5 protein-coding genes are annotated in these 16170 nt (G+C 75.9%); 4 read left to right on the top strand and 1 reads right to left on the bottom strand.

The genetic code is table 11. The features are described from left to right. Window positions 1-283 precede the first annotated feature (283 nt). A complete protein-coding gene (locus ACIRD3_RS10540; protein ID WP_402213963.1) occupies window positions 284-6727 on the bottom strand; it encodes an amino acid adenylation domain-containing protein in 6444 nt (2147 codons plus the stop codon). Window positions 6728-6940: 213 nt separating this feature from the next. Between ACIRD3_RS10540 and ACIRD3_RS10535 the strand changes: the two genes are divergently transcribed. The 4 genes from ACIRD3_RS10535 to panD are packed head-to-tail and all read left to right on the top strand — an operon-like array spanning window position 6941 to window position 16132. After that, on the top strand, window positions 6941-7159 hold the full coding sequence (locus ACIRD3_RS10535) for an MbtH family protein (protein ID WP_402213961.1): 219 nt from the start codon (window positions 6941-6943) through the stop codon (window positions 7157-7159). Further along, a complete protein-coding gene (locus ACIRD3_RS10530) occupies window positions 7159-9003 on the top strand; it encodes an amino acid adenylation domain-containing protein (RefSeq protein WP_402213959.1) in 1845 nt (614 codons plus the stop codon). Before ACIRD3_RS10535 ends, ACIRD3_RS10530 begins: the two co-directional genes overlap by 1 nt. Next, a complete protein-coding gene (locus ACIRD3_RS10525) occupies window positions 9000-15716 on the top strand; it encodes an amino acid adenylation domain-containing protein (RefSeq protein ID WP_402213957.1) in 6717 nt (2238 codons plus the stop codon). The genes ACIRD3_RS10530 and ACIRD3_RS10525 overlap by 4 nt, the downstream gene beginning before the upstream one ends. Then, entirely contained in the window at window positions 15713-16132 is a 420-nt protein-coding gene (panD, locus tag ACIRD3_RS10520; RefSeq protein WP_402213955.1) for an aspartate 1-decarboxylase, read from the top strand. Before ACIRD3_RS10525 ends, panD begins: the two co-directional genes overlap by 4 nt. The last annotated feature ends 38 nt before the right edge of the window (window positions 16133-16170 follow it).

Genomic DNA, 16170 nt, shown 5'->3' with positions numbered 1-16170 from the left:
GTCGGGTGCCCGTCGGGGCGCCACCGCCGGTACGGCCGTGCCCGCGTCGTGCGACCGTAGCCGGGGGCGGTGGCACCCCCGAGCAGGGCCCGCGCGGAAACCTGGGGGCGATGCCCCCATGAAGGCGCCGGCCCTCCGTTCGCGGTCGGAGCGGAGTCCGGGGGACGGCCCGGCGGTGTCCGATCATCGGAGCAGCGTGCTCCGGACATCGGAGCATTCGGGAACGGCCGGGGCCGGCCGGGGCCGAAGCCCGGCCGGCCCCGGCCGACACGTGGGGCGTGTCCTACGCCTCCTCGGCGAGCAGGGCCGTGACCTCCTCGTCGGAGAGCCCCTCGATCTCCGCCTCGATCGCCCGCTCGACGGCCTCCGCCTGGAGGGCGACGGTGGGCGCCTCGAAGAGCAGCCGCAGCGGCAGTTCCAGCGCGAACCGCCGGCGCAGCCGGGCGAGCACCCGGGTGGCGAGCAGCGAGTGCCCGCCGAGGTCGAAGAACCCGTCGTGCACGCCGATCCGGTCCAGGCCGAGGACCTCGCCCCAGATTCCCGCGATCACCTCCTCCGCGGCGGTACGGGGCGCGAGGTAGCCGTGCTCCAGCTGCGGGCGGCCGGCCCCGGGGGCCGGGAGGGCCTTGCGGTCCACCTTCTTGCTGCTGGTGAGCGGCAGTTCGGGCAGGTCCACCCAGAGCGAGGGGATCATGTACTCGGGGATCCGGTCGCCCAGGAAGGCGCGCAGGGCCGCGATGTCGGGGGCGGTGCCGTCGTGGGTGACGAGGTAGGCCACCAGGCGGCGGTCGCCGGGCCGGACGTCCCGGGCGACCACCGCGACCGCCCGGATCAGGGCGTGCCGGGCGAGCACCGCCTCGATCTCGCCGAGTTCGATCCGGAAGCCGCGGATCTTGACCTGCTGGTCGATCCGGCCGAGGAACTCGATGACCCCGTCGGCCGTGTAGCGGACCAGGTCGCCGGTGCGGTAGAGGCGGCCGGGCGCGGGCGAGAAGGGGTCGGGGACGAAGCGCTCGGCGGTCAGCGCCGGCCTGCGGTGGTAGCCGCGGGCGACCCGGACGCCGCCGAGGTAGAGCTCGCCCGCCACCCCGACCGGCACCGGGTTGAGGTCGGGGTCGAGGACGTACGCGGTGGTGCCCGGCACCGGCCGGCCGATCGGCAGGGTGGACTCCCCTCGGGCGCCGGGCAGTTCGCCGGCGACGGGGTGCAGGACGCAGGTGACGGTGGCCTCGGTCGGGCCGTAGTTGCACAGGAAGCGGGCGGGCAGTCCGGTGGCGGCCCACTGCCGGGCGTCGTCCACGGTGACCACGTCGCTGCCGACGTTCATCAGCTTCAGCCCGGCCAGCCGTCGGTCGCCCGGCCGGAGGCCGCCGACCAGTTCGCGGTAGTAGGCGGGGGTGATCTCCATGACGGTGACCCGGTGTTCGGCCAGGCGGTCCGCCAGTTCGGCCGGGCTCCAGAAGAGCGGGTCGCTCACCACCACCGTCGCGCCGGCCAGCAGGGTGGCCGCCATCTGGTCCATCGCCACGTCGAAGGTGAGCGCGGAGAGCAGCACGACGCGGTCCTCGGTGCCGATGCCGTAGGCCTCGGCGATGACCTCGCAGTGGTGGGCGTAGGAGCCGTGCTGGATCAGCACGCCCTTGGGCTGCCCGGTGGACCCCGAGGTGTAGATGACGTACGCGAGTTGCTCCGGGTGAACGGTCACCGCCGGGTCCGTGGTGGGGTGCTGTGCCAGCCGCTCCCGGTCGGCGTCCAGGCTGATCACCCGGGCCGGCCCGGCGGCCAGCCGGTCGGCGAAGCGGCTGTGCGTGAGCACCGTCCCGGCCCCGGCGTCGGCCAGCATGAAGGCGAGCCGCTCGGCCGGGTGCTCGGGGTCGAACGGCACGTAGCAGCCGCCGGCCTTCAGGACGCCGAGCAGGGCGACCACGACGTCCGGTCCGCGCTCCAGGCAGACCCCGACCACGCTCTCCGGGCCGACCCCGGCGGCGCGCAGGTGGTGGGCCAACTGGTTGGCCCGGGCGTTGAGTTCGGCGTAGGTGAGATGGCTCTCGGACCGGCCGGCGAAGACCACCGCGAGCGCGTCCGGCTGGGCGGCGGCCCGCGCCGAGAACAGCTCGGGCACGAGCTGCCGGGGCTGCTCGGCCGCGGTGCCGCGCCAGTCGGTGAGCAGCTGCCGCCGCTCCGGCGCGGTCAGCATCTCCAGCTCGCCGATCCGGGCGTCCGGGGTGCGGACGGCGCTGCGCAGCAGCTGCAGGTAGTGCCGGGCCATCCGCTGCACGGTGGACCGGTCGAAGAGCGCGGTGGAGTACTCGAAGCAGCACTCCAGGGTGCCGTCCGGCCGCTCGTCCAGGGTGACGCCGAGGTCGAACTTGGCGACCTGCCAGTCGGCCTGGAGCTCCTCGACCTCGACGCCGTCGACCGTGAGCGGACTGCGCCGGGTGTGCAGCAGGTCGAACATCACCTGGAAGAGCGGGTTGCGGGACAGGTCGCGGTCCGGGCGCAGCTCGTCGACCAGCCGCTCGAACGGGAGGTCCTGGTGGGCGTAGGCCTGGACGGCGTCGGCCCGCACCCGGTCGAGCAGTTCGGCGAAGGTCGGCGCCCCCGAGAGGTCGGCGCGCAGGACGACGGTGTTGACGAACAGGCCGACCAGGTCCTCCGTCTCGGCGCGGGTTCGGCCCGCCACCGGGGTGCCGACCGCGAGGTCGGACTGTCCGCTGTAGCGCGCCAGCAGGACGTGGAAGGCGGCGAGCAGGACCATGAACGAGGTCGCCGAACGGGCCCGGCCCAGGGCGGCCACCGCCGCGCCGAGCTCGGCGGGCACCTCGACGCTGAGCAGCTCGCCGCGCGGGTCGCGCACCGCCGGGCGGGGCCGGTCGGTGGGCAGCTCCAGCGGCTGGAGGTCGCTCAGGTGCTCCTTCCAGTAGGCCAGTTGGTCCGCCATCGTCGGCTCGTCCTGCCGCTCGTGCTGCCAGGCGGCGAAGTCGGCGTACTGGACGGCGGGTGCGGCGTCCGGCAGCGGCCGGCCGGCCGTGAGGCAGCGGTAGAAGCGGCCGAGCTCCTCGGTGATCACCTCCGTCGACCAGGCGTCGGTGGCGATGTGGTGGAAGGTCAGGGCGAGGATCCACTCCTCCTCCGCGGTCCGCAGCAGCGCGGCCCGCAGCGGGGGCTCGCGGTCGAGCGCGAACGGCCGCCCGGTCTCCGCGGCCAGCCGTGCGCGGACCTCGGGCTCGGGGCGGCCGCGCAGGTCCAGCGCGGTCAGGCCGAGCGGGCGCGCGGGGTCGATGACCTGGACGGGCACGCCGTCCGCCTCGGTGTACCGGGTGCGCAGCACCTCGTGCCGGGCCACCACCCGGTCCAGGGCCAGGGCGAGCGCCCGCTCGTCCAGTCGGCCGGTGAGCCGCAGCACGGCGGGCACCAGGTACTCGGCGCTGCCGGGCTCCAGCCGGTCGAGGAACCAGAGCCGCTGCTGTGCCGAGGAGAGCGGCAGCGGTCCGGTCCTGGGCACCGGGGTGATGGGCGGCAGCTCGACGCCGCGGTAGCCGGTCTCGATCAGCTCGGCCAGCCGGGCCGGGGTGCGCCGGGCGAAGACCTGGGCGAGCGGCAGCTCGACGCCCAGGGCGCCGCGCACCCGGAAGGCGACCCGGGTGGCGAGCAGGGAGTGCCCGCCGAGCGCGAAGAAGTCGTCCCGGGCGCCGACCCGCTCCACCCCCAGGACTTCGGCGAAGATCGCGGCCAGGGCCTGCTCGACGGGGGAGCGCGGTGCGACGTAGGCGCCCGCGGCCTCGGTCCGCCCGGGGTCGGGCGCGGGGAGCGCCGCGCGGTCGACCTTGCCGCTGGCGGTCAGCGGCAGGGCGTCCAGCAGGACGAAGGCGGAGGGGACCATCGCCTCCGGCAGCCGGCCCGCCAGGTGCGAGCGCAGCTGTTGCGCGTCGAGCGCCGCCGCCGCCTCGGGCACGACGTGCGCGACCAGCCGGTGGTCCCCGTCGTCGCGGCGCTGCACGCCCACCACGGCCGCGGCGACGCCCGGATGGGTGCACAGGACGCCCTCCACCTCGCCCGGTTCGATCCGGACGCCGCGGACCTTGAGCTGGCCGTCGATCCGGCCCAGGTACTCCAGCCGGCCGTCGGGGCGCCACCGCGCCAGGTCCCCGGTGCGGTAGAGCCGCTCGCCGGGGTGCTGCGGGAAGGGGCTGGGGGCGAAGCGCTCGGCGGTCAGCCCGGGGCGCCCCAGGTAGCCGCGGGCGAGCCCGACGCCGACCACGCACAGCTCGCCGGGGACGCCGACCGGGGCGAGGTTGTCGTCCCGGTCGAGGACCAGGATCCGCAGGTTGTCCAGCGGCCGGCCGATGGAGACGGTCCGGGCGTGGTCCTCGGGCCGGTAGCGCCAGGCGGTCACGTCGATCGAGCACTCGGTGGGCCCGTAGGTGTTGTAGAGCTCCACGTCGACCTGGTCGAGCAGCCGGTCGCAGAGGCGGGCCGGCAGGGGTTCGCCGGCGCAGAACACCAGGCGCAGGCTGGTGCAGCGGGCCAGGCCCGGCTGGTCCACCAGGGTGCTCAGGACGGACGGCACCAGCTGCAGCACGGTGACGCCGTGCTCGGCCACCGCCCGGAGCATCGCGGCCGGGTCGCGGTGGGCGCCGTCGGGGGCCAGTACGACGGTGGCGCCGCACACCAGCGGGGCGAGGAACTCCCACATCGCCGCGTCGAAGCCGATCGTGGTCTTCTGCAGGATCCGGTCGCCGGCCGTCAGGCCGTGCCGCTCGACGGTCCACAGCACCCGGTTGCGGATCCCCTCGTGGGGGACGAGGACGCCCTTGGGCAGGCCGGTCGAGCCGGAGGTGTAGACGGCGTAGGCGGCGCCGGCGGGGTCGACCGGCGGCAGGTCGGCGGCGCCGTCCCCGGCCGGGAGGGCGGCCCAGTCGAAGGCCGCGCCGAGGACGACGTCGGCCGGGAACCCCGGCAGGTCGTGCGAGGCGTCGGCGATCAGCAGGGCGGCCGCGCTGTCCCGCAGCAGGTGCTCGCGGCGCGCCGCCGGGTACTCGGGGTCGATCGGGACGTACACCGAGCCCGCCTTGAGGACCGCGAGCAGCGCGGTGACCAGGTCCGGTCCGCGACGCAGCGCCACCGCCACCGGCACCTCGGGGCCGGCCCCGAGGGCGATCAGACGGCGGGCCAACCGGTCGGCCCGGGTGTCGAGTTGACGGTACGTCAGTTCCGTACTGCCGAAGACGACCGCGGTGGCCCCGGGGGTGCGGGCGGTCTGCTCGGCGACGAGCTCGTGCAGGCAGCGGTCGGGGCGGGGGACGACCGGCCCGAGGCCGGCCTCGTCGAGCCGGTGGCGCTCGGCGGCGTCCAGCAGCTCGACCCGGCTGACCGGGCGCTCGGGTTCGGCGGTGAGGCCCGCCAGCAGCCGGCCGTAGTGGTCCGCCAGCCGCCGGACGCCGTCCCGGTCGAACAGGGCGGTGGCGTACTGCAGGGAGCCGGAGAGGGTGCCGTCCTCGTGCTCCAGCACGTGCAGCGTCAGGTCGAAGGCCGCTCCCGCCCCCGGCGTGGGGACGACCCGCACCTCCAGGCCGGGCAGGGTGAACGGCCGGGCGGCGGCGTTCTGCAGGGCGAAGGAGACCTGGAACAGGGGGTTGCGGGAGAGGTCCCGGTCCGGCGCCAGCTCGTCCACCAGCCGCTCGAACGGCACGTCCTGGTGGGTGAAGGCGTCCAGTGCCGTCTCCCGCACCTGGGCCAGCAGGTCGAGGAAGCTCGGGTCGCCGGACAGGTCGGCCCGCATCACCAGGGTGTTGGTGAAGAAGCCGACCAGCTCCTCCACCTCCACCAGCGACCGGCCCGCCACCGGGGTGCCCACGGCGATGTCCAGCCCGCCGCTGTGCCGGGCCAGCAGCGCCTGGAACGCCGCCAGCAGCACCATGAACGGGGTCGCGCCGTGCGCCCGGGCCAGCGCGCCGACCGCCGCGACCAGCTCGGGGGCGAGCTCGAACTCCACGCTGTCGCCGGCCGCGTCCCACACCGCCGGCCGCGGCCGGTCGGTCGGCAGGGCCAGCGGGGTCAGGTCGGCGAGCCGGTCGCGCCAGTAGGCCAGTTCACCGTCCAGCCGGTCGCCGGACAGGTACGCGCGCTGCCAGTCGGCGAAGTCGGCGTACTGCACCGGCGGTGGCGCGGGGAGCGGTGCCCCGCCGCCGGTGAACGCGCCGTAGAAGGCGTCCAGCTCCCGGGCCAGGACGCCCCAGGACCAGCCGTCGAAGGCGATGTGGTGCACCACCAGCACCAGCAGGTGCTCCTCGTCGGCGAGCCGGAGCAGGGTGAGCCGCAGCGGGAGGTCGGCGGCCAGGTCGAACGGGCGGCGGATCGCCCGGTCGACGATCGCGCGCGCCTCCGCCTCGCGGTCGGACGGCCGGAGGTAGCGCAGGTCCAGCTGCCCGACCGGGAGTTCCGCGTGCTCGGCGATCTCCTGGACGGGAGCGCCCTGGGCCGCCGGGTACCGGGTGCGCAGCACCTCGTGCCGGTCCAGCACCGCCTGCACCGCCCGGACCAGCGCCGCGGCGTCCAGCGGACCGGTGATCCGCAGCACGAGCGGCAGCAGGTAGTCCGCCGCCCCCGGCCGCAACTGGTCGAGGAACCAGAGCCGTTCCTGGGCGAAGGACGTCGGGCAGTGCACCGGCTGCCCCTGCGCAGCACCGTCCGCCACCTCGGCCTCCGGGCCGTAACCACCGTTCACCTGCCACCTCCCACAGAGCGCCACGTCGGCGTGCGGTCAGCCTGCCGAGCACCCGGCGGCGCGCGGAAGAGAGGGACCGGCAGACCTGCGCGCTCCGCGACTGCGCACTCCGCTGTCGGTTCTTCTCTGTGGCCGTCGATCCGGCCTGCGCCACGCTGTCCTGCGACAGCGCCGGACACCGAGGCCGGTCGAGCATTGCGGGAGGACAGCGGGATGGCTGACGAGAACACCGACGAGCGCACCTACTGCGTGGTCCGTAACGACGAGGAGCAGTACTCGATCTGGCTCGCCGACCGGGAGCTGCCGCTCGGCTGGTCCCGGGAGGGGTTCGAGGGGCCCAAGGCGGCCTGCCTGGACCACATCGACGAGGTGTGGACGGACATGCGCCCGCTCAGCCTGCGGCGCCGCATGGAGCAGGCGAGCCAGGGCTGATGAACGAGCGGAGCGAGCACGTGCCGCTGCCCGAGGTCACGCTGCACCAGCGGGTCGCGCGGCACGCGGCCGCCGCACCGCGGGCCGTCGCGGTGGAGTGCGGCGACGAGCGCCTGACCTACGGCGAACTGGACGCCCGGGCGGACCGGGTGGCCCGGCTGCTGGGCGAGCACGGGGTCCGCCGCGGCGACCCGGTGGCGGTCTGCGCGGGGCGGGACGTCGAGGTGGTGGTCGCGCTGCTCGGCGTGCTCAAGGCCGGCGGCTACTACGTGCCGCTGGACCCGGAGTACCCGGCCGAGCGGCTGGGGTTCATGGCCGCCGACTCCGGGGCCCGGATCCTGCTGGTCCGGCCGGAGGAGGCGCACCGCTTCGCCGGTGTGCCCGGGCTGCGCGCCCTCCCGATGCCGCAGGGCCCGGGGGTGCCCGCCCGGCCGGCCACCGCGCCGCCGGTCGCCACGCACCCGGACGACCTGGCCTACCTGATGTACACCTCCGGCTCCACGGGCCGGCCCAAGGGGGTCGGGATCACGCACCGGAACGTGCTGCGGCTGGTGCACGAGGTGGACTACGTCGACCTCGACGCCGGGCAGGTGGTGCTGATGCTCGCTCCGCTCTCCTTCGACGCCTCCACCTTCGAGATCTGGGCCCCGCTGGCCAACGGCGCCAGGCTGGCGGTGCTGCCGCAGGGCATCCCCACCGGTGAGTCGATCGAGCGGGCCGTCCGGGACCACGGCGTCACCCAGCTGATGCTGACCAGCGGGCTGTTCCAGCACGTGGTGCGCACCCGCCCCGGCGCGCTCGCCGGGGCCCGGCACGTGCTGGTGGTCGGCGACGTCGCCCCGCCCGCCGAGGTGCGGGCCCTGATCGAGCTCGGCGTCGAGGTCAGCAACGGCTACGGGCCCACCGAGTGCACCACGTTCAGCTGCGTCCGGCGCGGCATCACCGTGGCCGAGACGCGGGGCAGCATCCCGATCGGCACCGCCATCACCAACACCGCCGCGTACGTCGTGGACGACCGGGGCCGGGCGGTCGGCCCGGGCGTGGAGGGCGAACTGCTGATCGGCGGCCCCGGGGTGGGCCGCGGCTACCTCGGGCGGCCCGCCCTGACCGCCGAGCGCTTCGTGCCGGACCCGTTCGGCGCCACGCCCGGCGCCCGGCTGTACCGCACCGGCGACCTGGTGGTCCGCCAGGAGGACGGCCTGTTCCGCTTCCTGGGCCGGCGCGACCAGCAGGTGAAGATCCTGGGCCACCGGGTGGAGCCCGGCGAGATCGAGGCGGCGCTCGGCAACCACCCGGGGCTCGCCGCGGCGGCCGTCGCCGTACGACCGACCGCGGCCGGGGACAAGCAACTGGTCGGCTACGTCGTCCCGGGCGGCGAACCCGGCCCCACCGGCGCACAGCTGCGGGCGTACCTGCGGGAGCGGCTGCCCGAGCACCTCGTGCCGACCGCCTGGGTGACGCTCGCCGAGCTGCCGCTCACACCCAACGGCAAGGTGGACCGGGCGGCGCTGCCGGCGCCCGCCGCGGGCGGGGCCGGGCCCGGCACGGCGGCCAGGACGCCGCTGGAGGAGTCCGTCGCCGAGATCTGGACCACGCTGCTCGGCGTGGCCGGGGTCGGGGTGGACGAGGACTTCTTCGCGCTGGGCGGCAACTCGCTGCTGGCCACCCAGGTGGTCGCGCTGCTGGGGGAGCGGTTCCCGGTCGAGCTGCCCGCGCGCGCCGTGTTCGACGAGCCGACGGTCGAGCGGCTGGCCGCCCTGGTGCACCGAGCGATCGTCCGGCATGTCGAGCAACTATCCGATTCCGAGGTCGAGTTGATGCTGTCGCAGGTGCGTGAGGGATGAGTACGGTGTCGAACCCGCGGGTGTCGGGGAGTTCCGGGGACCAGCGGCAGGCGCTGCTGGACAGCCTGCTGAGCGGCGCGGCCGGCCCCGCGCGCGCGTCCGGGGCGATCGGCCCCGTGCCGCGCGACCGCCCCCTGCCGCTCTCCTTCGCCCAGCAGCGGCTCTGGACGCTGGAGCAACTGCGCCCCGGCACCGCCGAGTACGTGCTGCCCTTCGCCTGGGAGCTGCGCGGGCCGCTGGACGTACCGGCCCTGCGCCGCGCCCTGCGCGAGCTGGTCGAGCGGCACGAGGTGCTGCGCACCCGCTACCAGGAGCACGACCACCGGCCGGTCCAGCTGGTGGACCGGGCCGCCGACCCGGACTTCGCCGAGCTGGACCTCGGCGGCCTCGCCCCCGCCGAGCGCACGGCGCGGCTGGCGGAGCTGATCGAGCGCGAGGCCAGGACCCCGTTCGACCTGGCCGGCCAGTGGCCGCTGCGCGCCCGGCTGGCGCGGATCGCCGAGGACCACCACGTGCTGACCCTGGCCGTGCACCACATCGCCTTCGACGGCTGGTCGGTCGGCCTGCTCGCCCGTGAACTCGGCGCGGTGTACGGGGCGTTCGCCACCGGCGCGCCGAGTCCGCTGGAGCCGCTGCCGGTGCAGTACGCCGACTTCGCCGCCTGGCAGCGCCGCGCGCCCGCCGACCCGGCGGCCGGGCCGGAGACCGACCCGGCGGCCGGGCCGGAGACCGGGCAGGCGACCGACCCGGCGGCCGGCCAGGTGCCGTACTGGCGCTCCCGGCTCGCCGGCGCGACCGCGACCGAGCTGACCCCCGACCGGCCCCGCCCCCCGGTCTTCGACCCGACCGGCGACACCCTGCCGTTCACCGTCCCCGCCGACACCGCCCGGGCGCTGGCGGAGCTCGGGCGCTCGCGCGGCGCCACGCCGTTCATGGTGCTGCTGGCCGCCTTCCAGGTCCTGCTGGCCCGGCACACCGGCCTGACCGACGTGGTGGTGGGCACGCCGGTGGCCGGCCGCACCCGCGCCGAAGTGCGCGGCCTGCTCGGCTTCTTCGTCAACACCCTGGTGCTGCGCACCGACCTGTCCGGCGACCCGTCCTTCCTGACCGCCGTGGACCGCGTACGGGAGACGGCGCTGGACGCCTTCGCCCACCAGGAGGTCCCGTTCGAGCGGCTGGTGGACGAGCTCGCCCCGGAGCGGGACCCGTCCCGCAACCCGCTGTTCCAGATCATGTTCGCGCTGAACAACAACGAGGCCGCGGGATTCCACGGCGCGCGGGTGCGCGCCACCGAACTCGCCGTGCCCTGGCACGGATCCCGGTTCGACCTGACGGTGCACCTGACCGAGCAGCCCGACGGCTCGCTGCGCGGAGTCGTCGAGTACGCGACGGCGCTGTTCGGCCGGGACCGGATGGCGGCGCTCGCCCGGCACTTCGGCACGCTGCTCGACGAGCTCGCCACCGAGCCCGGGTCGACGCTCCGGCAGGTCCCGCTGGCCTCGGCCCGGGAGCTGGAGCTGCTGGCCGGGTTCAACGACACGGCGGTGGCCTACCCGGCGGACGGGCTGCTGCACCGGCTGGTCGAGGACCAGGCGGCGCGCACCCCGGACGCGGTGGCGGTGCGCTTCGAAGGCCGCGAACTGTCGTACGCGCGGCTGGACGCGGCGGCGGAGCGGCTGGCGCGGCGGCTGCGGACGGCGGGCGTGGGCCCGGAGTCGGTGGTCGGCGTGTGCCTGCACCGCAGCCTGGAACTGCCGGTGGCGCTGCTGGGCGTGCTCAAGGCCGGCGGGGCGTACCTGCCCCTGGACCCGGGGTACCCCGCCCAGCGGCTGGCCCACATGCTCGCCGACTCCGGAACCCCGGTCGTGGTCACCACCGCCGACCTGGCGGCCGGCCTGCCCGGGCACGGCGCCCGGACCGTCCTGATCGACGAGCCCCCGGGAGCGCCCGGCGAGGCCCCCATGCCCGAAGAAGACGCGCAGCCGCCGCGGACGGCCGTGCCGGTGGACCCGGACAACCCGGCCTACGTGATCTACACCTCCGGCTCCACCGGCCTGCCCAAGGGCGTGGTGATCACCCACCGCGGCATCGTCAACCGGCTGCACTGGATGCAGGACGCCTACGGCCTCGACCAGGACGACCGGGTGCTGCAGAAGACGCCGTACAGCTTCGACGTCTCGGTGTGGGAGTTCTTCTGGCCGCTGGCCACCGGGGCGACGCTGGTGGTCGCCCGCCCGGACGGGCACCGCGACCCCGGCTACCTCGCCGAGACCATCGCCGGCGAGCGGATCACCACCACCCACTTCGTCCCCGCCATGCTCCGGGCCTTCCTCGACACCCTGCCGCCCGCCACGGCGCTCACCCCGCTGCGCCGGGTCCTGTGCAGCGGCGAGGCCCTGCCCGACGACCTCGTCGAGGCCTTCCACCGGCACCCGGCCACCCGGCACGCCGAACTCCACAACCTCTACGGCCCCACCGAGGCCTCCGTCGACGTCACCGCCACCCCCTGCCCGGCGGGCAAGCCGGTCACCATCGGCCGGCCCATCGCCAACACCCGCACCCACGTCCTGGACGAGCACCTCACCCCGCAACCCGTCCACCTCACCGGCCAACTCGCCCTCGCCGGCGTCCAGCTCGCCCGCGGCTACCTGGGCCGCCCCGCCCTCACCGCCGAACGCTTCGTCCCCGACCCCGACCCCCGCCACCCCGGCACCCGGCTCTACCTGACCGGCGACCAGGCCCACCACAACCCCGACGGCACCCTCACCTACCACGGCCGCACCGACCACCAGGTCAAGCTGCACGGCCACCGGATCGAACTCGGCGAGATCGAAACCGCCCTGCGCGCCCACCCGGCGCTCACCCAGGCCGTGGTCACCGTCCACACCGGCCGGCTCACCGCGTACACCGTCACCGCCCCCGGCGCCACCCCGCCCACCCCCGCGCAGCTGCGCACCCACCTCGCCGACACCCTGCCCGCCCACATGCTGCCCGGCCACTACCGCGCCCTCGACGCCCTGCCGCTCACCCCCAGCGGCAAGATCGACCGCAACGCCCTCCCCGCACCGGACCCGGCACCGGCCGAGGCGGCGGACCACACCCCGCCGAGCACCCCGGCCCAGCAGCTGATCGCCCGGGCCTGGGCCGAAGCCCTCGGCACCGAGCCGCACCTGATCGGCGTCCACGAGAGCTTCTTCGCGCTCGGCGGCGACTCGATCCGCGCCATCGGGGCGGTCGGCCGGCTGCGCGCGGCCGGGCTCGACCTCGCCGTCCAGGACGTCTTCCGGCACCAGACGGTGGCCCGGCTCGCCGAGGCCGTCGCCCCGCGCGGCACGAGCGCCGCGCAGGCCGGCCCGGCCCGCTTCGAGCTGGTCGGCGAGGCCGACCGGGCGCTCCTCCCGGACGGGCTGGTGGACGCCTACCCGCTCTCGCTCGGCCAGACCGGCATGGTCTACGAGATGCTCGCGGGCGCCGAACGGGGCGTGTACCTCAACGGCCTCCACCACCCGGTCCACGACGACGGCGCCTTCTCCGCGGAGGCGCTGCACGCCGCCGTGGCCCTGCTGACCGAGCGCCACGAGATCCTGCGCACCTCCATCGACCTGTCCTCGTTCTCCGAGCCGCTGCAGCTGGTGCACCCCACCGCGACCGTCCCGGTCCGCCACGTCGACCTGCGGCAGCTGGAGCCGGCGCAGCAGCGGGCCGAGCTCGCCGCGGCCGTCGCCCGCGACCGGCTGGCGCCCTTCGACCTGGCGGTGCCCGGGCTGCTGCGGCTGACCGCCTACCGGCTGGACGAGCGGCGCTGGCAGCTGTCGGTGAGCAACTGCCACGCCGTGCTGGACGGTTGGAGCCAGACCTCGCTGGTCACCGAGCTGCTGGGCTGCTACCGGGCCCTCCGGGACGGCCGGGAGCCGGCCCCGGCCGCCCCGCCCGCGACCCGGTTCGCGGACGCGATCGCCCTGGAGCGGCGCTCCCTGCGGTCCGAGGCGGACCAGGAGTTCTGGCGCGAGCGGCTCGCCCGGTTCACCCCGCTCGCGCTCCCGCAGGCCTGGGCGGCCCGGCCCGGCGAAGCCGGACGGCCGGCGGCCGAGGAGGTGGCCCGGGTCGACTTCCGCGACCTGCTGCCGGAGCTGCACGCGGTGGCGCGGGCCGCCGGGGTGCCGCTGAAGAGCGTCCTGCTGGCCGCGCACCTGACCGTGCTGGGCCTGATCAGGGGCGGTACCGAGAGCCCGGTCGCCTTCCACACCGGTCTGGTCTGCCACGTGCGGCCGGAGACGGCCGACGGCGACCAGGCGCGCGGCATGTTCCTCAACACCGTCCCCTTCGGGCAGACCCTGGACGCCCCGAGCTGGACCGAGCTGGCCCGCGCGGTGTTCGCCGAGGAGACCGCCCTGTGGCCGCACCGGCACTACCCGCTGGCCGCGATGCAGCGGGCGTGGGGCCAGGGGACGCCCCTGGTGGACGTCTTCTTCAACCACACCGACCTCGCGGTGCGGGACGGCGCGGCCGCCGGCCCGGACGCGGTCGGGGAGCGCGAGCCGAACGAGTTCGGCCTCTCGGTCTCCACCGTCGGCGGCGGGTTCCTGCTGGAGGCCGACCCGGCCCGGGTCGGCCCGGCCGAGCTCGGTCTGCTGGCCCGCGCCTACCGGCACGTCCTGGAGGGGCTGGCCGCCGACCCGCAGGCCGACCCGCGCCGGGCCACGCTGCCCGCAGCGGACCGCCGCACGCTGCTGGAGCGCTGGAACGCCGAGCCGCCGGCCGCCGCCCCCGGACGCAGCCTCCTCGCGCTGTTCGAGGACCAGCTGACCCGCAGCCCGGACGCGACGGCCGTGATCTGCTCGGGCTCGGGTCCGGGTCCGGCTCCGGCTTCGAACCCGGGCTCGGGGGCGCACCCGGGCTCGGGGTCGCACCCGGGCGAGCGGCTGACCTACCGTGAGCTGGCCGAGCGGACCGCCCGGCTGGCCGGCCACCTGCGGGAGCTCGGCCTCGGGCCCGGCTCGACCGCCGCCGTCCACCTGCCGCGCGGCCCGGAGCTGCTGGTCGCCCTGCTGGCGGTGCTCGCCACCGGCGGTGCGTACGTGCCGCTGGATCCGGACCACCCCGCCGAGCGGAACGCCTTCGTGCTGGCCGACACCCGCGCCTCGGTGATCGTCACCGAGACCGGCCTGGCCGAGCGGCTCACCGGGCTGCCGGCGGACGGCAGCGGCCCCGCCGTCGTCCGGCTCGACGCGGCCCGCGCGGCGATCGCCCGGCAGAGCCCGTCCTTCACCGCCCCGGAGCTCGACCCGGACTCCCTCGCGTACGTCATCTACACCTCCGGCTCCACCGGCCGGCCCAAGGGGGTGATGATCACCCACCGCGGCCTGGCCGACTTCCTGACCGCGATGCTCGACCTGCCCGGCCTGCGCCCCGGCGCGCCGGTGGCCGCGCTGACCACGGTCTCCTTCGACCCGTCCGTCCTGGAGCTGTACCTGCCGCTGCTGGTCGGCGCCGCCGTGGTGATGGCGACCGCCGAGGAGGCCAGGGACCCGCTGCGGATGGCCGCACTGATCACCGCCACCACCCCGGCGATCGTCCAGTCCACCCCGGTGACCCTGCGGATGCTGCTGGACAGCGGCTGGTCGGCCCCGGCCGGGCTGGTGGTGCTGTGCGGCGGTGAGCGGCTGGCCGCCGACCTGGCCCGCCGGCTCGCCGCCGACGGCGCCCGGGTGCTGGACCTGTACGGCCCCACCGAGACCACGGTGTGGACCACCGTCACCCGGCTGCACCCGGACGGCACCCCGGCGCACTGGTCGCGGGTGCCCGGCACCGTCCTGCACGTCCTGGACGGCGGGCTGGAGCCGGTGCCGGTCGGCGTCCCCGGCGAGATCTGCCTCGGCGGCGCCGGCCTGGCCCGGGGGTACCTGGACCGGCCCGGGGTCACGGCGCAGGCCTTCGTGCCCGACCCGCACGGCCGCGAGCCCGGGGCCAGGCTCTACCGGACCGGTGACCTCGGCCGCCGCCACCCCGACGGCCGGGTCGAGCTGCTCGGCCGGGCGGACCACCAGGTGAAGATCCGCGGCCACCGGATCGAGCCCGGCGAGATCGAGGCGGTGCTGCTCGGCCGCCCGGAGGTGCGGGCCGCGGTGGTCCACCCGACCGCGCTGGGCACCGGGGAGGCCGAACTGGTCGCCTACCTGGAGCCGTTCCCCGGCGCCACGGTGCCGGACAGCGCCGAACTGCGCGACCTGGTGGGCCGGTCGGTGCCGGACTACATGATCCCGGCGGCCTTCGTCGTGCTGGACGCGCTGCCGCTCACCCCGAGCGGCAAGGTCGACCGGGGCAGGCTCCCCGCGCCCGCCCCGGCCGCCCGCACCGGCGCCCACCTGGCGCCGCGGACCGAGCGGGAACGGACCGTCGCCGACGCGTGGTGCGAGGTGCTCGGGGTCGAACGGGTCGGCGTGCACGAGAACTTCTTCGACCTCGGCGGCCACTCCCTGCTGGCCACCCGCATCGCGCTGCGGCTGCGCGACGCCACCGGACTGGACGTGCCGGTCCGGGCCCTGTTCGACCGCTCCACCGTCGCCGCGCTGGCCGCGGCGCTGCCCCACTACGCCGCGCGCCCGACCGACGAGACGCCCCGGCTGGTGGCCGGCCGCCGCTTCCGCCGGCCGGCCCCACCCGCCCGCGACTCCCACCCATCCCACCCCGAGACCAACGGAGACCGGCCGTGACCCGCACCATGCTCAAGTCCAAGATCCACCGCGCCACCGTGACCCAGGCGGACCTGCACTACGTGGGATCGCTGACGATCGACCAGGACCTGATGGACGCGGCCGACCTGCTCCCCGGCGAGCAGGTCCACATCGTCGACATCGACAACGGCGCCCGCCTGGAGACCTACGTGATCGCCGGCCCGCGCGGCAGCGGCATCATCGGCATCAACGGCGCGGCCGCCCGGCTGATCCACACCGGCGACCTGGTCATCATCATCAGCTACACCACCGTCAGCGACGTCGAGGCCAAGGCCCTGGTGCCCACGGTCCTGATGGTCGACGCCGACAACCGCCCGATCGCCCACACCACCGACCCGGCCGAGCCCGTCCCCGGCACCCGCACCAGCCGCGGCGACGCCGTCGACCCGCGCTGACCGACCCCGCCCGCCCCGAGAGCCCCCGGCCCCCGCCG

This window comes from Kitasatospora sp. NPDC093550, from assembly GCF_044764985.1.
GTDB lineage: Bacteria > Actinomycetota > Actinomycetes > Streptomycetales > Streptomycetaceae > Kitasatospora.
Note: the sequence above shows the minus strand (reverse complement) of the source record. Positions and strands in the feature narration are given on the sequence as shown.

Bases quoted from the DNA above. Each gene is read 5' to 3' on its own strand.
- ACIRD3_RS10525 (WP_402213957.1), top strand. From the start codon at position 9,000: ATGAGTACGGTGTCGAACCCGCGGGTGTCGGGGAGTTCCGGGGACCAG.
- ACIRD3_RS10535 (WP_402213961.1), top strand. From the start codon at position 6,941: ATGGCTGACGAGAACACCGACGAGCGCACCTACTGCGTGGTCCGTAAC.
- ACIRD3_RS10530 (WP_402213959.1), top strand. From the start codon at position 7,159: ATGAACGAGCGGAGCGAGCACGTGCCGCTGCCCGAGGTCACGCTGCAC.